The organism is Microbacterium sp. NPDC086615, assembly GCF_040686055.1.
Taxonomy (GTDB): domain Bacteria; phylum Actinomycetota; class Actinomycetes; order Actinomycetales; family Microbacteriaceae; genus Microbacterium.
Genome location: NZ_JBFBJJ010000019.1, coordinates 39,456 through 58,164, shown reverse-complemented (window position 1 = coordinate 58,164; position 18,709 = coordinate 39,456). Strand labels below are relative to the sequence as shown.

The window sequence follows — 18,709 nt, the reverse complement described above, 5'->3', positions numbered from 1 at the left end:
CTTCGTGCAGACGGGGGCTCGGCCGGGGTCGATGGGATGTCCCAATTTGTGCGGTTTCGGGCTGTCGAACCTGCACAATTCGGGACATGTGTGCGGGACGTCAAGGAGCGTGTCCCACATTGTGCGAGACATGGGCGGCAAACCAGCACAAAGTGGGACATGGATGCGGCGGTCACGGGTTCGCGGAGGTGAGGTCGCGCGAATGGGGACATGGATGCCATTCCCAGGCGCGACCTGTAACGTAGGCGGGTCGGCTCTGGACACCGCGTGTGATGCGCGGATGGGTTTGTGAGTCCAAGGGGCCGATGGACAGGACGCGATCGCGGCCTCGACCATCATCAGTGAATGGCCCCCGGCCGACGACGTTCCGGGTTTCGCACCGCCACGAGCGGTGCAGCTGTTTCGCGCGAACAGAACCCAGGAAGTCCCCCATGCCCAAGAGCAAGAAGCCCGCCGGCGGCCGCGCCGCCAAGAACTTCGAGCCGCGCTACGGCGCGAAGACCTCGTTCCAGGACCGCAAGCGCCGCCCCGGCACCGACGCGCCCGCCAAGCCCGGCAGCAAGAGCCCGAACCACCGCGGTTACCGCCCCGAGGCCGAGGCCGCTCCCGACAAGCGCCGCTGGAGTGCGTCCGACCGCGCCGGTCGCGACGAGGCCCGCAGCATCCGTCACTCCGCTCGTGACGACCGCTTCGGTCGTTCGGATCGGGATGCCACGGCCGGCCGCCGCGACGAGCGTCCGGCGCGTTCGTTCGACGACCGCCCGCGTCGTGACTTCGGGGATCGCCCGGCTCGCTCGTTCGACCGTCCCGCGCGTTCGTTCGACCGTGACGAGCGTCCTCGTCGTGATGCCGGCGAGCGTCCCGCCCGGTCGTTCGACCGCAGCGATCGCCCGGCCCGGTCCTTCGACCGGAACGACCGCCCGGCCCGGTCCTTCGACCGCAGCGACCGCCCGGCCCGGTCCTTCGACCGTGACGAGCGTCCTCGTCGTGACGCCGGGGAGCGTCCGGCCCGTTCGTTCGACCGTAACGACCGTCCCGCACGCTCCTTCGACCGCGACGAGCGTCCGCGTCGCTCGTTCGACGACCGCCCGGCGCGCTCGTTCGACCGGAACGACCGTCCCGCGCGTTCGTTCGATCGTGACGAGCGTCCCCGTCGCGATGCCGGTGAGCGTTCGGCCCGTTCCTTCGACCGCAGCGATCGACCCGCCCGTTCGTTCGATCGTGACGAGCGTCCCCGTCGTTCCTTCGACGACCGCCCCTCGCGCTCGTTCGACCGCAGTGACCGCCCGCAGCGTTCGTTCGACGACCGTCCCCGACGCACGGACGGCCCGAGCCGCAGCGATTGGAGCGCCACCCCGAAGCGCTCCGCCGAGCACGAGCAGCGCGTCGACGTCGTCCACGAGCGTCTGCAGGCCGAGGCCGTCGACGCCGCGACCGTGACCGACGCCGGCTTCGCCGACCTCGGACTCGGCGACAACATCGTCCGCGCGCTCGTCGGTCTCGGTGCGGCGAGCCCCTTCCCGATCCAGGCCGCCACGGTGAAGCCGATCCTGGAGGGCCGTGACGTCCTCGCCCGCGGCCGCACCGGCTCGGGCAAGACCATCGCCTTCGGAGCCCCGCTCGTCGAGAGCATCCTGCGCGCGCAGGCGGGCAAGCGCCGCGAGTTCGGCCGTGCGCCGAAGGCGCTCATCCTCGCTCCGACCCGTGAGCTCGCGCTGCAGATCGACCGCACGGTCCAGGTCATCGCGCGCAGCGTGGGCCTGTTCACCACGCAGATCTACGGCGGCGTGCCGCAGGCTCGTCAGGTGGGCGCCCTGAAGAAGGGTGTCGACATCGTCATCGGCACGCCGGGCCGCATCGAGGACCTGCTCAACCAGGGCAAGCTCGACCTGTCCGACGTGCAGATCGCCGTCCTCGACGAGGCCGACCACATGTGCGAGCTCGGCTTCCTCGAGCCCGTGCAGCGCATTCTCCGCGCGACCGCCGACGGCAGCCAGAAGCTCCTCTTCTCGGCCACGCTCGACCGCGAGGTCGCAGCCCTCGTCGACGAGTTCCTCGTCGAGCCCGCTGTGTACGAGGTCGCCGGCGAGGACCAGGACTCGGGCACGATCGACCACCGCGTCCTCGTGATCGACCACCGCGACAAGGCCGAGATCCTCGGGTCGCTCGTCGACCGCGACGGCAAGACACTCGTCTTCGCCCGCACCCGCGCGTACGCCGAGATGCTCGCGGAGCAGTTCGACGAGGCCGGGATCGCCGCGGTCGCCCTGCACGGCGACCTGAACCAGCAGAAGCGCACGCGCAACCTCGAGAAGCTCACCTCGGGTCGCGTGAACGTGCTCGTCGCCACCGACGTCGCCGCCCGCGGCATCCACGTCGACGACATCGATCTGGTCATCCAGGCCGACGCGCCCGACGAGTACAAGACGTACCTGCACCGCTCAGGCCGTACCGGCCGCGCCGGTCGCAGCGGCACCGTCGTGACCCTCATCACGCGTCAGCGTCAGCGACGGATGACCGAGCTGCTCGACCGCGCCGAGATCGACGCCCCCTTCGAGCCGGCGCAACTCGGTGACGACCTGATCGAAGAGATCTCGGGTCGCCAGCTGGCCGACGTCACGTCCTGATCCGGCCGTTCCCGAGACCCCCGTCGCTCTCCGCGGCGGGGGTCTCGTGCGTTCGGAGTCCCGCGCGCTCAGAACAGCGTCGGCTCGCTCGCGGGGGCGACACGGGGTCTCACGGATGCCGAGCCCCCGGTGCCGCGCACCGGCCCGAGGCTGCTGGTCGTCGGCGTGCGCGCGGCGAGTCCTGGTTGGGGTCGCCCGCGGGGGTGGTCGTCTTCGTCCCAGCCGTCGAGGCGGTGCATCCGCAGGAGCGGGCGCATGCGCTTGCCGAGCCATGTGCGGTAGGCCTTGGGGGCCGAGACCGAGACCCCTGGGTAGAGCCCTCGGTACGACGACACGAGGTGCGGATGCTCGCGTTCGAGCCACTGGAGGAACCATTGCTTGGCGCCGGGGCGGAGGTGCAGGACTCCGTAGACCACGCGCGCGGCACCGGCCGCCCGGATGCGGGCCAGTGCGTCGTCGAGCACGTCGATCGAGTCGGTGAGGTGCGGCAGGATCGGCATCAGGAACACGGTGACGCGGAAGCCCGCCGCGGTCGCCGCGCGCACGGTCTCGAGTCGCGCCTCAGCGCTGGGGGTTCCGGGTTCGATCGACCCCTGCAGGTGGTCGTCGAAGACGGCGATAGACATCGCGAGAGACACCTTCACCTGTCGGGCGGCGTCCGACAGGAGCGGCAGATCGCGCCGCAGTAACGTGCCCTTGGTGAGGATCGAGAACGGGGTCCGGTTCTCGGTGAGGGCGCCGATGATCTCGGGCATGAGGCGATAGCGGCCCTCGGCGCGCTGGTACGGGTCGGTGTTCGTGCCGAGCATGACCGGCTCGCGGGTCCACGATCCCCGGCGCAACTCGGTGCGCAGCACGTCGGCGACATTGACCTTCACGACGATCTGCGAGTCGAAGTCGCTGCCGTAATCGAGGTCGAGGTACTCGTGCGTCTTGCGGGCGAAGCAGTTGTGGCTGACGACGCCGTTCGCGATGAAGTCGCCCGTCCCGGTCGTGATGTCGATCATGTCGATCTCGTGCCCGAGGTCGTCGATCGAGGTGATCCGGAGGTTTGAACTGGTCTTGACGGCCCCGCCGATCAGATCGAGCTTGCGGGTGATGGCGGGCCGGGCGATGCCGAAGAACCGATCGCGCGCTGCGTGACCGCCTCTCAGTCGGATGCTCGTGACGCCGTGGGGACGAAGCGGCTCCCTCACCGCGTCGAAATCGAATGCGCGCATCCCCTCGTCGATGAGGTCGAGAACCTCCGCATCGGCGTTCGAGATGCGGAGGATGCCTCGGGAGTGCGAGCCCTCGGCGTCGAAGATCCCGCCGAGAAACCCGGCCAGCCACTCCGTCGAACGGTCCTGCGGGATCGCGATGAAATTTTCGAGGCGTGCGATGGCTTCGCGTCGGGCGGTGTGCAGTGCCGTCATGGGTCGTCGACCGTGGGGGACGACGAACGGTCGCACCAACGTGGGCACCTCGATCTCGTCGAGGAGGACGCGAGTGAGTTCGAGCGCCTCGCGGTCGACCAGTGCGAGCCGGAATCGATGGATGTGGCGCACTCGACGGCCGTCGTCATAACTCTTGTGAAACAGCATTCCGTCGCCACGGACCATGCCCGTGAGATAGCCGCGCCTCCAGTCCGCGCCCTCGGTCGGAGCGCCCGCACGGGCTCCCGTGCCGAACCCCTGGAGTCGGTTCATCGCGGTGAGATGCGGACGCTGGTCGCGTCCGCTCATCGCCCCCGTCACATGCTTCCATCCGCGATTGCTGAGGAACCGGTGGTCGCCGCTCGCGACGATCTCGGTACCGTCCGCGAGGGTCACCCGGTGCGCGCGCTTGCGCGTCGACCACTTCGCCAGAACGGTCGTGCGGACGTAGTGACGGTACGTCGGTCCTTGTTCTGTTCCGATGATCTCGTCGCCGACGCGAAGCTCGGACAGCGGGACGTGGCGGCCGTCGGCGCGGAGGATCAGCGTTTCGGGGGACAGACAGTAAGCGCATGCGTGCGTGCAGCCCCGATACGGGTTCACCGTCCAGTCGAACGGCATCGCCGAGACGCCGGGCACGCGGTTCAGTGCGCTTTTGCAGAGCACCTCGTGAAAGGTCATCCCCGCGAACTCCGGCGTGGTCACCGAGCGGACGAGTCCGTCCATCCGCTCCATGCCGGGCAGCGCGGCGGTATCGTCGACGCCCAGCTGTTGCCCCTGCCACCTCATGAACACAGTCGAACACATGTTCTACGAGAGCGCAAGGCAGAGGGGGACCCCGTCGCAGATAAAGACTAGTGAGGGTGGTAAGACGCGCCGTGGTGGATCTCGACGTGGGCGGGGCTCGCCTCGCCGGTCCGCGCCCCGAGCAGCAGTCGCGTGAGAGCGGCGCCCGACGACAGCAGATCGTTCAGGGCCGTTTCCAGGTCGGCGTCGGTGACCGCGGTGCCGTCCCCGCGGACCGCGGCGAGGAGGACCGTGCGCCGGATCAGCTCCTTTGCGAATGACCCCGTGGTTCCCTCGGCGCGGGCGGCGGCGGCATCCAGAGCTCCATCCGACAGCGGAAGGTCGGCGGCGTAACGGCGGAAGAGCCGGCGTCGGGAATCCGGTCCCGGCAGGGGGATCTCGACGCCGAGGTCGACGCGACCCGGCCGGGCGGCCAGCGCCTCTTCGAGGATGTGCACGTGGTTCGTCGTCATGACGAACGCGACGTCGGCATCCCCCTCGAGGCCGTCCAGCGCGTCGAGCACCTCGAAGAGAATCGGTTGCGGCGAGTACCCGCGATCGGCGGCGACGAGGTCGATGTCCTCCAGCACGACGAGTGACGGCGGGAAGGTCCGGGCGATCTCGGCGGCGGCAGCGATGAAACGGATGCTCGACCCGGTGAGGACGACGGCCGTCGTCTCGGGGGTCCGCGTCAGGAGATGCCGAACGGTCAGGGTCTTGCCGGTCCCCGGCGGGCCGTAGAGGAGCACACCGCGCTTGAGGTGCTGTCCGGCCGCGCGAAGGGCCTCGCGGTGCTCGCCGACGCCGACCACGTGCTCGACGACCCGCTCGAGCACCCCCTCCTCGAGCACGATGTCGTCGGCGCGGACGTCGGGACGCTCGAGGAACGTCGCGCCCGCGTCGTGGCCGTACTCCGTCGGCACGAACGACAGCACGCGCCCCTTCAGGACGCTGCGTTCGACCATCAGGCGCCGCAGCTCGGCGATGAGAGAGGTCGCGGCATCCTGATCGGGACTCAGCACCTCGAGACGGGCCGTCTGCTCACCGTGGCGGGGCGAAGCGCCGCGTTGCACGACCACGATCGGGTGCCCCGCGAACGACAGCAGGCGCACGCCGAAGGCCACCACGCGACGCTCGGTGTGCGGTCCGGTCGCCCGCATCTCGTACGACACCGGCCCGGGGGCGAAGCGGGTGTGCGCGTTGGCGATCAGGTCGGCGACGGAAGAGTGCAGACGCTGCTCTCCGCCGGTGACGCCCAGGAGGGTCCCACCGCCCGCGGTCGTCAGCTCGTCGAGGGCGATGTCGGCGTCGACCAGCCGGTGGGGCGGGACGGTCTCGGTCAGGACGGGAACGGACGCGGCGTCCACGCCCAGGTGCTCGCTGAGCGCGACACCCAGGGGCGTGCGTTCACCGGCGGCTTCGGTGGCGGCGAGTCGTTCGACGTGTTTCAGGTAGCTGCGCACAGCGCGCATGAGGTCGCGATCGTCGTCGTCGAGCATGGGTGCTCCTCTTCCTCGGATCGGGACACGGTCTTCCCAGCGTGCCCCCGACCTCGTCGGGTCGCAACCGAGGATTCACCGAGTGCGCCCCCGCCCGGGTCGACCCGGGCGAGCGCTCGGGAGACAATGGGGTGAATGAACTCCTCCGATCCGACGTTCCCGACCCGTCGCGCCGCGCGCGCGGAGGCCGAGCGTCGGGCGACGGCGGCCATCCCGATCGCCGAGGCCGACTCCGGCCCCCGCCGGTCCACCTTCGAGGAGCACGTCCCCTCCGACCAGCCCCTCACGCGACGTGCGCGGCGTGACGAAGAGAGCCCGCGCACGGCCCTCGGCGCACTCCTTCTGCGTCGACGTCTCGCGGTCGCGGCCGCGGGGATCGTCGTCGTCGCGGCGTGCGCGGTCGCGATCGGTGCCGCCGCCACCGGAGGACGACAGGATGCCGCGGGTCCGGCCAACGCCGCCGGGGCCGACGCGGTGGCCGTGGTGCAGGGACCCCCGGCCGTTCCCGCCGAGGGGCTGCCGGTCCCCACCCTCGCCGCCGCCCCCGCGGCCGCGACGCCCTGCGACAACCCCGCATTCACCGCCGCTCTCGCCGCGAAGGACGACGGAGCGGCGATCGCCGCGGCCGGTGGGGGAGCGAAGTTCCGTGACGCCGTGGCATCCGGGATCGCCCCGTGCGTCTCGCTGAGCGATCCGACGCATCAGTGGGTCGTGGTCAACAAGCAGCGGCCCTACGACCCCGTCGACTGGCGTCCCGACGACCTCGTCATGCCCGACGGCGTCCGGGCGCTGGAGCAGAGCGCGATGCGTTCGTCGGCGGCGAAAGCGTTGTCGTCGCTCGTGCGCGCAGCCGACGATGCGGGTGCGGGCGAGATCGGATACCTGAGCGCCTTCCGCTCGTACGCGACGCAGCAAGAGACCTACGCCGGTCGCGTCGCGGTGGGCGGCGTCGAGGCGGCCGACCGCGAGAGCGCCCGCGCGGGGTACAGCGAACACCAGTCCGGAATGGCCGTCGACATCGTGCCGTGCAGCGGTTCGTGCGGGTCGCTCGATGACATCGCCGGCTCGTCGCAGGGCGCGTGGGTGCGCGATCACGCGTGGGAGTACGGCTTCATCGTCCGCTACGTGGACGGGCAGGAGAGCGTGTCGGGCTACGAGCCCGAGGCCTGGCACCTGCGGTACATCGGGCCCGAGCTCGCCCAGGCGTACCACGACGGCGGGTACTCGACCCTCGAGGCCTTCTTCAACCTCCCGGCTGCGCCGACGTACTGACGGATGCGGCCCGCGGCGTCCGAGTGGCGCGCGTGGCGCCTGCCCGCGCGTGAAACCGACCCGCGTGCGCGCTCGCGCGTCAGTTCACGACGCCGTTGCTGCAGGTCTGCTGCGCCGCACTCGAGCCGGTGATCGACTCGGGCAGGGCGACGGAGCCGGTGGTCGGGTCGACGGTGCCCGGCTCGACCTCGGGAGCGTCGGTCGGCGCCGCGGTCTCGCCGGGCGCGGGCTCCGCGACGACGCCGTCGTTCGCGCCCACCGCGCCCGTGACCTCGATCCCCTGGTTCGCCGAGAGCGCGTCCCACAGCACCTGCGCCGCGGCGTAGTTCGGCTCGACCCGGTTCGCGTCGGAACTCGCCGTCACCGTCGGGTACTGCACGAACACGATGTCCTCGAACGGCACGTCCTTGACCGCGGAGGCGATCTGGACGAGGGTCAGCGGATTGGTGAGGCTCTGCGTGGGCGTGACGTTGCGCAGTCCCGTGGATGCCAGACGGAACACCGTCGCGGGGTTGGAGAGCACCTCTTCGCTGACGAGCTTGCGAGCCAGGCGCGACATGTACTGCTGCTGGTTGCTGATGCGCGCGAGGTCGCTGCCGCCGACGCCGTAGCGCGTCCGGAGGAACTGCAGCGCCTCGTAACCCTGGATCGTGCGGGGGCCGGCGGGCCAGTCGATCGCCGTGTTCTCGTCGCGCATGGGGCTCGCGAGACAGATCTCGACACCGCCGATCGCGTTCGTGATCTCGATCACGCCGCCGAAGGTCACCATCGCGCCGAACTGCACCTGCTGCCCACTCATGTCGGACACCGCGGTCATGACGCACGACAGCCCGCCGTACGAGTAGATCTCGTTGATCTGCACGGGTCCACCGCCCCAGCGACCTCCGTCGGGGGTGTCGCACGCCGGGGCCTCGAAGAGCAGGTCGCGCGGGAACGACACGACGGTCACCCGGCGCGGGGCGTCGGAGATGTGCAGCAGGATGTTGACGTCGTTCAGCTGGCCCTCGGCATCCGGACCTTCGCACCGCTCGCCGAACAGGGCCTTCAGCTGCTCCTCGCACGCGTCGATGCCGACGACCATCATGTTCACGCCGCCCTCGAGCTGCCCGAGGTCGGGCGGGATCGCAGGCTGGTTCTCGACCACGACCGCCTCGGCGACGTACTCCGAGGTCAGATCCACCGCGGTGTACGCGGTGACACCGGCGACCGCGACGAGCACGACCGTGGCCGCGACGGCGAGCAGTTTGACCAGCTGCGTGAATGGGTGAGGGGAGCGCAGACGAGCGTGTTGCGCGACGGTGCGACGGCGCCGGGGCATGGCTTCTCCTGAGGTTTCCCCGAGTCTAGGGGGACGGATGCCGCGGCTTTGGCGCGCGAAACGCTCAGAACGGACGCACGACGACGAAGACCGCGGCCGACACCGCCCAGCAGAGCGCGACGAACACCGTGTCTCGTCGGCGCCACGGGACCCGGTGGCGCTCGGTGCGGTCGGGGTGGGCGCCGAAGGCGCGGGCGTCCATCGCGAGCGCGACGCGTTCGGCGTGCCGGATCGCCCCGGCGAGGAGCGGGACGACGTATCCCGCCCACCGTGCGGGTGCAGACAGCACCCCGCCGCGCGCGCCCCGGACGCGGTGCGCCTGCCGGATCACCGCGAGCTCGTGCCCGAAACGCGGGACGAACCGGATCGCGGCGAGGGCCGCGTAGCCGACCCGGTACGGCACGCGGAGCTGCTGGACGAGCGCGCGGACCAGGTCGGAGCCCTCGGTCGTGAGCCCGCCGATGAAAGCGAGGGCCATGATCGCCGCGAGACGCAGTCCCGTGGCGAGGCCGATGGCCAGCGCGCCTTCCGTGATCGCCCACGCGCCGAGGCGGAGGACTTCGCTCGTGCCCTCGACGCGCGCGGGGTCGACCCACAGCGCGAACCCGACGGCGACGACGACGGTCGCGGCCGGGATCACGGCGATCAGGATGCCGATCACCCGCCGGGTGAGACGGGCGCCGAGCAGCAGCACGACGTACGCGAGAGCGAGGAACACGAGCGGACTCGCGAGGTCGCGGACGAAGACGAGGGCGATCATCGCGGGCAGGGGCCCGGCGAACTTCGCGAGCGGATTCAGCACGGCGAGGCCGCGTCGCTCCTCTGCGCGAGCGGCGACCTCCGCGACCGCGGTCATCCCGCACCGCCGGGGAGGTCGCGCAGACGGGTGATCGCCGCGAGTTCGGGATGGCTTTCCAGTCCGGCGAACGCCTCGCGCAGGGGCGGCGGCCGGAGCCCGGCGCGCGCGAGGAGCGCGTCGTCCGCGAAGACGTGCGCGGTGGGGCCGTCTGCCACGATGCGCCCGTCGTCGACGACGAGCAGTCGGTCGGCGTGTTCGGCGACCACCTGCATGTCGTGCGTCACCACGATGATCGTCGTGCCGCTCTCGCGCAGGTCGTCGAGGAGCGCGAGCAGTTCATCGGCGCGGGCGCGGTCCTGCCCGAACGTCGGTTCGTCGAGCACGAGCAGCCGCGCACCGCCGACGAGCGCCGTCCCGACCGACAGCCGACGCTTCTGGCCCCCGGAGAGGAGGAAGGGATGGATGCCGGCCTTGTCGGCCAGACCGAAGCGGACGAGCAGGTCGTCGGTGCGCCGGCGCACCTCGGCGTCGGCGAGGCGGCGACCGTCGAGACGCTGCGCCCGCAGGCCGTGCGCGATCTCGTCGAACACCGTCGTCGCGATGAACTGGTGCTCGGGGTTCTGGAACACGAACCCCACGTGCCGCGACAGGGTGCGCGCGTGGACGCGGCGCACGTCGAGCCCGTGGATCCGCACGGTCCCGCGCGGGGGACGCAGGACGCCCGCGATCGCCTGGGCCAGCGTCGTCTTTCCCGCGCCGTTCGCGCCGACCACGGCGACGAACTCGCCCGTCGTCACTTCGAGGTCGACCCCGTGGAGCACGGGCGTGCGCCCGCGCGAGAGTCGCAGCCCCTCGACGCGCACCAGGACATCGCGACTGTGCCTCTCGCGCCGGGGAGCGAAGGCCGCGATCGGTGCCGGGGCATCGTCGAGCGCGGCGCGCAGCTCCGCCGGCGTGAGCGGCAGCCGGTCGAAACGATGGCCGGCGCTCTGGAGGCGGAGCGCCGCGAGGGTCGCGGTGGGGAGCCACACGCCGAGCGCGTGGAGATCGGCGGCGCGGTCGCGCAGGATCGCGTCGATCGGGCCGTCGGCGACGAGGCATCCGGTTTCGTCCAACACGACGACGCGGTCGACGAGTTCGACCGCCGCATCGAGGTTGTGCTCGACGAGGACGATGGCCCGATCGCCCGCGGCGACCACGTCGCGCAGCGCCGAATACACGTCGTCGACGCCGGCCGGGTCGAGGTTGGCCGTGGGCTCGTCGAGCACGAGGAGCGGCGATCCCATCGCGAGGGCGCACGCGATCGCGAGGCGTTGCCGCCCGCCGCCGGAGAGCACGTCCGGTGACTCGCGGCGCCGGTGCCAGAGTCCCATCCGCCGCAGGGCCGCCTCGGCGCGCGCGAGCACCTCGTCGACGGGGAGGCGTAGGTTTTCCGGGCCGAAGGCGACCTCGTCGAGCAGCGTCCCGGTGATCAGCTGAGCGTCCGGGTCTTGGAAGACCATGCCCACCGCGGTGGCGAGCTCGGCGACCGTCGCGGTCGCGGCATCCTGTCCCGCCACCCGCACCGTGCCCTCGACCGTCGCCGGGACCGCGTGCGGGACGAGGCCGTTCATCGCGAGGGCGAGCGTCGACTTGCCCGAGCCGCTCGGACCGAGAAGAAGCACGACCTCGCCGGGTCGCACGTCGAGACTCACGGCGGAGGGCGTCGCGCGTGGAGCGTCGAGGTGCGTGATCGTCACGTCGCGCAGGCTCAGCAGTGCCGCCGTGTCCGCCGCGGCGGAGGCGACGACGGGGTGGGGGCGAGTGGTCACGGGCGAGTCCTCGGAAGCGCGTACGCCCCCCAACTTAGTGCACCCTAACTCGGGTGGTTCGCGCTCATCTCGGCGTCGAGAGACCGCGCGCCACGCCCGCGCCGCGCAGTCCCGAGCCGATGGCCAGGCCCACGGCCGTCCACGCCACCGGACCCAGGATGCTGATCGCCACCGCCGCGACCCGGGCGATCGGGGCGAGGCTCGCGATGTCGCCCGCGAACCACACCGGGACGGCGATCACGACGCCGACGATGACCGCCGAGATGAAGAAGCGGGCCGCCGCCCACACGCGGTAGCGGGTGAGGGCGGCGACGCCCTCCTGGATCCCGCCGATCAGGATCGCGGTGCCGAGGAAGCGAAAGGTCCACTGCGGTGCCATGGCGCTCGCGACGAGGGCGGCGAGCACGTGGGTGACGAGCGCGACCCAGGGGCGGCGGATGACCTGCTGCGCGATGATCCCGGGCAGAACGTGCGAACCGAGGACGAGTCCGTACGCCCACGGCGCCGCCGCCAGGACCGCGAGGGTCAGCCATCCGGCCGCTCCGCCGAGGATGCCCGTTCCCACCCCGATGGCCGCGCAGACGAGCAGCACGCGGGTCGAGAGAACGGATGCCGAGGCCATGGGGCCAGCGTATCGGCGGTCACGCGGCGTCGGTGCTCGCGTCTCTCGACGTCGAGTGTCCAAGAAACCCGGAAAAGACGCACCCGATTACCGGGTTTCTTGGACACTCGACGGGGGTGCGCGGGCGGGTCAGCGCCGCCGACGCGGCGTCAGGCGCACCGCGGGCAGCGGCGGAGCGGGGATGCGCTCGGGGCCGTGGTCGACGACCTGCCCGAAGCGCGGGGCATGCGCCTCCCAGGCCTCGCGCGCCTCGACGATCTCGTCGTGCGAGCGGCCGACGAAGTTCCACCACATGACGATGTCGGCCTCGAACGGCTCTCCGCCGAGCAGGAAGACCCGAGCGCCGTCCGCGCTGACGATGTCGACGTGGTCGCGTCCCGTGCCGAGGTAGAGCAGGCGGGATCCGTCGACGGATGCCGTGCCGTCGTCCCTCGCCGAGGGTGAAGAGCGCCGTGCGGCGTCGGCGTCGACGGCATCCATTCCCGTCTCGACATCCGCGGTGCCGATCATTCCGTAGAGTGCATGCTCCCAGTCGGGTCGGAGAGGGATGCGCACTCTCACGCCGGCCGGGAGGCGCAGTTCAGCGCCGACGATCGGCGTGTGCACGGTCGCGGGGGAGGTCACCGTGCCCAGCTCGCCCATGACGACGACCGCGTCCGCGCCGTCGCCGAGATCGAGGACGGGGAGATCCTCGTGCCGCTCGAAAGCGGGAGCTCCGTGACGGCGCGACTCGGGGAGCGCGACCCACAGCTGCAGGGCGTCCAGCGGGATCGCCTCGTCGCCCACCGAGTACTCCGAGTGCGCGATGCCCTCACCGCTGGTCATGAGGTTGAGCGCACCCGGGCGCACCACGACGTCGCTGCCCACGGCATCCCGATGACGCACCTCGCCGATGATCGGCCAGGTCACGGTCTGCAGGCCGATGTGCGGGTGCGGCTCGACGCGCATGAGGGTCTCCTGCGGACCGAATCGGTCGAGGAAGCACCAGGCGCCGACCATCGGCAACGCGCGGTGCGGGAGCGTGCGGTGCACCTCCATGGCGCGCACGCCGCCCAGCGGAACCTCGCGCGCCTCAACCACGAGGGCGCGAGGCCCGTCGCACTCGACGGGGCCTTCGGATGCCTCTGGCGCGACGTCGAGTCGGGTCATGCCGGTTCGCTGGGGTCGGCCGAATCGGCCGCGTCGGTGTCGTGCGGCCACTCGATGATGAGGCCGGGAACGTCGTGCTCGCGGAGGTAGTGCGCCACGAACGGGCACGAGGGGATGACGCTGTCGCCGCGGCGGGCGAGATCGCCCAAGGCTTCGCTTGCGAGCGTCGAGCCGAGGCCGCGTCCCTTGAACGCGGAATCGACCTCGGTGTGCGGAAGGAAGACGCGGCCCTCGCCCGCGGGACGGAACTCGAGGAACCCGCCCAGCTCTTCGCCCACGTGGATCTCGTAGCGGTGGGCGTCGTCGTTGCGGGTCACGGTTAGTGCGTCGGTCATGGCGCCTCCTGTCGTCGGTCTCTCCAGCAACGTACGGGGGCCTCGCCGTGTTCCGCACCCCCTCGACAAACGTCGAGGTCGGTCCCGGTCCCTTCGACAGGCTCAGGGACCTCGCGCGGTTGGGTGTGGCGGAGGTGGCTGAGCGTGTCGAAGCCTCCGGTCCCTTCGGCAGGCTCGGGGATCTCGCGCGGTTGGGTGTGGCGGAGGTGGCTGAGCGTGTCGAAGCCCCCGGTCCCTTCGACAGGCTCAGGGACCTCGCGCGGCTGGGTGTGGCGGAGGTGGCTGAGCGTGTCGAAGCCTCCGGTCCCTTCGGCAGGCTCGGGGACCTCGGGTGGCTGGGTGTGGCGGAGGTGGTTGAGCGTGTGGAAGCCTCCGGTCCCTTCGGCAGGCTCGGGGACGTCGCGCGGCTGGGTGTGGCGGTGTGGCGGAGGTGGCTGAGCTTGTCGAAGCCTCCGGTCCCTCCAGCGAGCCCGGACAGTCGCAGGGTGAGAACCCCGCCCTGCCGCTCACCGCACCGTTCACGCCGTTCACCGCACGATCGACGGATGCCACGGCCTCGGGCGCGCGGCATCCGGTTCACTATGCGAGTCCGCAACGCCGCGAGCAGGAGACAACATGAGCGCTTCCGTCGACGACGATGTCGTCACCGACCCGACCCTTCCCCCGGTCGCCGTCCCTCCCGACAAGCTCCGGAGCAGATGGACCCCCGCGAAGATCGCGCTGTGGGTCGGCATCGCGCTGCTGGGCGGCCTCGCTTGGACGATGCTCGCGATCGTGCGCGGAGAGACGGTGAACGCGATCTGGTTCGTGTTCGCCGCCGTCTGCACGTACCTCATCGGCTATCGCTTCTACTCGAAGGTGATCGAGCGCTACATCACGCGTCCCGACGACCGTCGGGCCACCCCCGCCGAGCGCAAGGCGGACGGCAAGGACTACGTCCCCACCGACCGCCGCGTGCTCTACGGCCACCACTTCGCCGCCATCGCCGGCGCCGGTCCCCTCGTCGGGCCCGTGCTCGCCGCGCAGATGGGCTACCTCCCCGGCACGATCTGGATCATCGTCGGCGTGATCCTCGCGGGCGCCGTGCAGGACTACCTCGTCCTCTTCTTCTCGATGCGCCGCGGTGGCCGCACGATCGGTCAGATGGCGCGCGACGAGCTCGGCAAGATCGGCGGCACCGCCGCGATTCTCGCGAGCCTGCTGATCATGCTGATCATCGTCGCGATCCTCGCGCTCGTCGTCGTGAATGCCCTCGGTGAGAGCCCGTGGGGCGTCTTCAGCGTGTCGATGACGATCCCGATCGCCCTCTTCATGGGGCTCTACCTGCGCTACATCCGCCCGGGCCGTATCACCGAGATCTCGATCATCGGCTTCGTCCTGCTGATCGGCGCGATCATCGCCGGCGGCTGGGTCGCCTCGACCGAGTGGGGCTACGCCGCCTTCCACCTCGACCGCTCGGTCATCGCGTGGGGCATCATCGTCTACGGCTTCGTCGCCGCGGTGCTGCCCGTCTGGCTGCTGCTCGCTCCGCGCGACTACCTCTCGACCTTCATGAAGGTCGGCGTCATCGTGATGCTCGCCGGCGCCATCGTGCTCGTGCGTCCCGAGATCTCGGTACCCGCATTCAGCGAGTTCGCCGGGGGACAGACCGGTCCGGTGTTCAGCGGCCCCATCTTCCCGTTCCTCTTCGTCACGATCGCGTGCGGCGCGTTGAGTGGATTCCACGCGCTCATCGCCTCGGGAACGACGCCCAAGCTCGTCGAGAAGGAGCGTCAGACGCGCTTCATCGGCTACGGCGGCATGCTCATGGAGTCGTTCGTCGCGATCATGGCGCTCGTCGCCGCCCTCTCGATCGACCGCGGCATCTACTTCGCGATGAACGCCTCGCCGGCGGCCACCCTGGGCACGGTCGAAGGTGCCGTCGCGTTCGTGAACGGGCTGGGGCTCGCGGGCGTCAACCTCACGCCCGACATGCTCACGACCACGGCGGCGGCCGTCGGTGAGACCTCGATCGTCTCGCGCACCGGCGGTGCACCGACCCTCGCGCTCGGTCTCGCGCACATCATGCAGCAGGCCCTCGGCGGTCAGGCGATGATGGCGTTCTGGTACCACTTCGCGATCATGTTCGAGGCCCTCTTCATCCTCACGGCAGTGGATGCCGGCACCCGCGTCGCCCGTTTCATGCTCCAGGACTCGATCGGCACCGTGATCCCGAAGTTCAAGGACCTGTCGTGGCGCCCCGGCGTCTGGATCTGCACGGCGGTCATGGTCGCGGGATGGGGATCGATCCTGATCCTCGGTGTCACCGATCCGCTCGGCGGCATCAACACGTTCTTCCCGCTGTTCGGCATCGCCAACCAGCTGCTCGCGGCGATCGCGCTCGCCGTGGTGCTGGCGATCGTCGCGAAGCGGGGCCGGTCGTACTTCCGCTGGCTGTGGATCGTCGCCCTCCCGCTCGCCTTCGCCGCCGTCGTCACGATCACCGCCTCGATGTACAAGATCTTCTCGCCGGTTCCGGCGGTGGGGTACTGGGCGAACCACTTCGCGTTCCGCGATGCGCTCGCCGCGGGGAAGACCGAGTTCGGCACCGCGAAGACGGTCGCCGCGATGGAGGCGGTCGTGCGCAACACCTTCGTGCAGGGCGTGCTGTCGGTGATCTTCGTGACCCTGGCGATCGTCGTGATCGTCATGGCCGTGATCGTGACGATCAAGGCCCTGCGCAACGGCGGCGGTGCCGACCTCGAGGACGCCCCCGTGGCATCCCGTCGCTTCGCCCCCGCCGGCTTCCTCGCCACGAAGGCCGAGCGCGAGATCGAGAAGGAGTGGGAGGCCCTCCCCGCCGACCACCCCGCCCGTCCGACCGCGTCGGCGCACCACTGAGAGGTCGTCATGGCTCTGTCACACGCGGAATCCGGTCCGGCCCTCACTCGCCTCAGGGTGCGCCTCGCGCGGCTCGGGCGTGGCATCCGGTGGTACGTCACGACACTCATGGGCGACCGTGCCTACGACGTATACGTCGCGCACCACCGGGTGCACCACCCGGGGGAGGAGCCCCTCACCGAACGGCAGTTCTGGCGGCAGCGTGCGGCGGACCAGGATGCCGACCCCGGCGCGCGCTGCTGCTGACTAGGCTGCGAGCATGCTCGACGCACCGCTGCTCGCCGGGGCCGCGGGGGTCGTCGTCGGTGCGGCGCTGACCCTCGCGCTGGTCCTCGCACGCCGCTTCGCTCTCGCGCCGCGCGACCTGGGGAGCGACGCCGAGCGGGCGACGCATCGGACCCTGCACCTGGCCGCCGCGGCGGCATCCGCCCTCCGCGGGGGACGGGACGAACCGGATGCCGCCCGCGCGGCCAAGCACCTGCGGACGCTCCTCGCCGCCGACGCCGTGGCGATCGTCGACGCGGCCGCGGACCGGGTCGCGTTGGACGGCCCCGAGACGCTGACCGCATCGGCGCGCCGCATCGCCGCCCGCGTCCGCGAGACCGGGCGCCGGCAGGTGTTCACCGAGAGCGACGGCGATGCCGTGGGGGCGCCGATCGTCGTGGACGGGCGCGTCTGGGGAGCGGTGATCGCCTTCGCGTCGCCCGTGCGCGGACCGCTCGTGCGCGCGACGGGCGACGTCGCCGAGTGGTGCGCGGCGCAGCTCGAGCTGGCGGGTCTCGACGCCTCTCGTGCCGCGCTCGCCGAGGCGGAGCTGCGCGCCCTGCGGGCGCAGATCAGTCCGCACTTCATCTACAACGCCCTCACGGCGATCGCCTCGTTCATCTCGACCGACCCGCCGCGCGCCCGCGACCTCGTGCTCGAGTTCGCCGACTTCACCCGGTACTCGTTCCGCCGTCAGGGGGAGTTCACGACGCTCGCCGAAGAGCTGCGCAGCATCCACTCGTACCTCGAGCTCGAACGCGCCCGGTTCGGCGACCGGCTGTCGGTGCGCCTGCGGATCGCTCCCGAGACCCTCGCGACGGTGATCCCGTTCCTGTCCGTCCAGCCCCTCGTCGAGAACGCCGTGCGGCACGGCCTCGAACCGGGGGAGCGCGGCGGGGTCATCACGGTGACCTCGATCGACGACGGCACGCACACCGAGGTCGTGGTCGACGACGACGGGGTCGGCATGGACCCCGAGGAGCTCGCGACCCTGCTCGACCTCGATGCGACGTCGACCCACGTGGGGCTGCGCAACGTCGATGCGCGCCTGCGGCAGCTCTACGGACCCGCGGGAGGTCTGGTGGTCGAGACGAACGTCGGCTCGGGAACGGCCGTGCGCCTGCGGGTGCCGAAGTCGCAGCCGCGACACGAGACGGCGCTGCCGTGAGCGTCGCGGTCCTGGTCGCCGACGACGAGGCGCCGGCGCGCGCCGAACTGGTCGCGCTGCTCTCGGCCGACCCGCGCGTGGCCGAGGTGCACGCGGCGGCGAGCGGGGCCGAGGCGCTGCGCATCCTCGACAGGTTCGACGTCGCGGTGGCGTTCCTCGACATCCACATGCCAGGGCTCTCGGGGTTCGACCTCGCCCGCGGTCTGGCGCGCCTGCGCGAGCGCCCCGCGATCGTCTTCGTCACCGCCGACGATGCCGGGGCCGTCGAGGCGTTCGACGTCGAGGCCGTCGACTTCGTGCTGAAACCCGTCCGTGTCGAGCGTCTCTACCGATCGCTCGGGCGCGCCCTCGCGGCGCGCGCGGACGCCAACGCAGACGACGACGAGACGATCGCGGTCAGTATCGGGTCGACGACGCGCCTGGTTCGTCGTGCCGAGATCCGCTGGGTCCAGGCCAGTGGCGACTACTCGCGCCTCTACACCCCGACCTGCGACCACCTGGTGCGCCTGCCGCTGTCCGATCTCGCCGATCGCTGGGCGCACGCCGGCTTCGTCCGCGTGCACCGGTCGTACCTCGTGCACCGGGATGCCATCGTCGAGGTGCGCCTGTCGGGTTCGGCGCCCTCGGTGGTCCTGGCCGAGATCGAGCTCCCGGTCAGCCGGCGGCTCGTCCCGTCGGTGCGCGACGCTCTGTTGCGGTGAGGGCGGTGTATGCGCTGTGCCCGCGCGGGGTGTGCGCGGGGCCGTGCCGGTGCCGGGCGGTGT

General features: G+C 71.1%; 15 protein-coding genes. 7 read left to right on the top strand and 8 right to left on the bottom strand.

Annotated elements, in window-relative coordinates:
- The first annotated feature begins 431 nt into the window (after nucleotides 1-431).
- Nucleotides 432-2,627, top strand: coding sequence for a DEAD/DEAH box helicase (locus AB0O24_RS16090; RefSeq protein WP_363376335.1), 2,196 nt, complete (start codon nucleotides 432-434; stop codon nucleotides 2,625-2,627).
- A gap of 68 nt (nucleotides 2,628-2,695) precedes the next feature.
- On the opposite strand, the gene AB0O24_RS16085 is transcribed toward AB0O24_RS16090, so the two are convergent.
- Together AB0O24_RS16085 and AB0O24_RS16080 are read right to left on the bottom strand one after the other, a co-directional pair.
- The gene (locus tag AB0O24_RS16085) at nucleotides 2,696-4,831 is read right to left on the bottom strand and encodes an intein-containing Rv2578c family radical SAM protein (protein WP_363376332.1); all 2,136 of its coding nucleotides are present in this window, start codon (nucleotides 4,829-4,831) and stop codon (nucleotides 2,696-2,698) included.
- A gap of 65 nt (nucleotides 4,832-4,896) precedes the next feature.
- Nucleotides 4,897-6,327 (bottom strand): ATP-binding protein, encoded by a 1,431-nt coding sequence (locus AB0O24_RS16080; RefSeq protein WP_363376330.1) that lies wholly within the window; start codon nucleotides 6,325-6,327, stop codon nucleotides 4,897-4,899.
- 135 nt (nucleotides 6,328-6,462) lie between these two features.
- Here AB0O24_RS16080 and AB0O24_RS16075 point away from each other — a divergent pair, with 135 nt between their 5' ends.
- Nucleotides 6,463-7,599 carry a M15 family metallopeptidase gene (locus tag AB0O24_RS16075; protein ID WP_363376327.1) on the top strand — a complete coding sequence of 379 codons (1,137 nt, stop codon included), beginning with the start codon at nucleotides 6,463-6,465 and terminating at the stop codon, nucleotides 7,597-7,599.
- A 79-nt stretch (nucleotides 7,600-7,678) separates the two neighbouring features.
- Here the strand turns inward: AB0O24_RS16075 and AB0O24_RS16070 are convergent, their stop codons facing one another.
- The 6 genes from AB0O24_RS16070 to AB0O24_RS16045 all read right to left on the bottom strand — a co-directional run bounded on the left by AB0O24_RS16070 (nucleotide 7,679) and on the right by AB0O24_RS16045 (nucleotide 13,633).
- Nucleotides 7,679-8,917 carry an LCP family protein gene (locus AB0O24_RS16070; RefSeq protein ID WP_363376324.1) on the bottom strand — a complete coding sequence of 413 codons (1,239 nt, stop codon included), beginning with the start codon at nucleotides 8,915-8,917 and terminating at the stop codon, nucleotides 7,679-7,681.
- 64 nt (nucleotides 8,918-8,981) lie between these two features.
- Nucleotides 8,982-9,773, bottom strand: coding sequence for an energy-coupling factor transporter transmembrane component T (locus AB0O24_RS16065; RefSeq protein WP_307383085.1), 792 nt, complete (start codon nucleotides 9,771-9,773; stop codon nucleotides 8,982-8,984).
- Entirely contained in the window at nucleotides 9,770-11,527 is a 1,758-nt protein-coding gene (locus AB0O24_RS16060; RefSeq protein WP_363376322.1) for an ATP-binding cassette domain-containing protein, read from the bottom strand. The genes AB0O24_RS16065 and AB0O24_RS16060 overlap by 4 nt, the downstream gene beginning before the upstream one ends.
- 64 nt (nucleotides 11,528-11,591) lie before the next feature.
- Nucleotides 11,592-12,149: an ECF transporter S component gene (locus AB0O24_RS16055; protein ID WP_275796322.1), complete on the bottom strand. Its 558-nt coding sequence runs from the start codon at nucleotides 12,147-12,149 to the stop codon at nucleotides 11,592-11,594.
- Between the two features lie 129 nt (nucleotides 12,150-12,278).
- On the bottom strand, nucleotides 12,279-13,298 hold the full coding sequence (locus AB0O24_RS16050) for a pirin family protein (protein ID WP_363376319.1): 1,020 nt from the start codon (nucleotides 13,296-13,298) through the stop codon (nucleotides 12,279-12,281).
- Complete coding sequence (locus AB0O24_RS16045) at nucleotides 13,295-13,633, bottom strand: GNAT family N-acetyltransferase (protein WP_363376316.1); 339 nt, start codon at nucleotides 13,631-13,633, stop codon at nucleotides 13,295-13,297. The genes AB0O24_RS16050 and AB0O24_RS16045 overlap by 4 nt, the downstream gene beginning before the upstream one ends.
- A 430-nt stretch (nucleotides 13,634-14,063) precedes the next feature.
- Here AB0O24_RS16045 and AB0O24_RS16040 point away from each other — a divergent pair, with 430 nt between their 5' ends.
- The 5 genes from AB0O24_RS16040 to AB0O24_RS16020 are packed head-to-tail and all read left to right on the top strand — an operon-like array spanning nucleotide 14,064 to nucleotide 18,646.
- Nucleotides 14,064-14,252 (top strand): hypothetical protein, encoded by a 189-nt coding sequence (locus AB0O24_RS16040; RefSeq protein WP_275800569.1) that lies wholly within the window; start codon nucleotides 14,064-14,066, stop codon nucleotides 14,250-14,252.
- Entirely contained in the window at nucleotides 14,249-16,513 is a 2,265-nt protein-coding gene (locus AB0O24_RS16035; RefSeq protein ID WP_363376312.1) for a carbon starvation CstA family protein, read from the top strand. The genes AB0O24_RS16040 and AB0O24_RS16035 overlap by 4 nt, the downstream gene beginning before the upstream one ends.
- 9 nt (nucleotides 16,514-16,522) lie before the next feature.
- Nucleotides 16,523-16,759: a YbdD/YjiX family protein gene (locus AB0O24_RS16030; RefSeq protein ID WP_363376309.1), complete on the top strand. Its 237-nt coding sequence runs from the start codon at nucleotides 16,523-16,525 to the stop codon at nucleotides 16,757-16,759.
- A gap of 13 nt (nucleotides 16,760-16,772) precedes the next feature.
- The gene (locus AB0O24_RS16025) at nucleotides 16,773-17,945 is read left to right on the top strand and encodes a histidine kinase (RefSeq protein WP_363376307.1); all 1,173 of its coding nucleotides are present in this window, start codon (nucleotides 16,773-16,775) and stop codon (nucleotides 17,943-17,945) included.
- Nucleotides 17,942-18,646: a LytTR family DNA-binding domain-containing protein gene (locus tag AB0O24_RS16020; protein ID WP_363376304.1), complete on the top strand. Its 705-nt coding sequence runs from the start codon at nucleotides 17,942-17,944 to the stop codon at nucleotides 18,644-18,646. The genes AB0O24_RS16025 and AB0O24_RS16020 overlap by 4 nt, the downstream gene beginning before the upstream one ends.
- The last annotated feature ends 63 nt before the right edge of the window (nucleotides 18,647-18,709 follow it).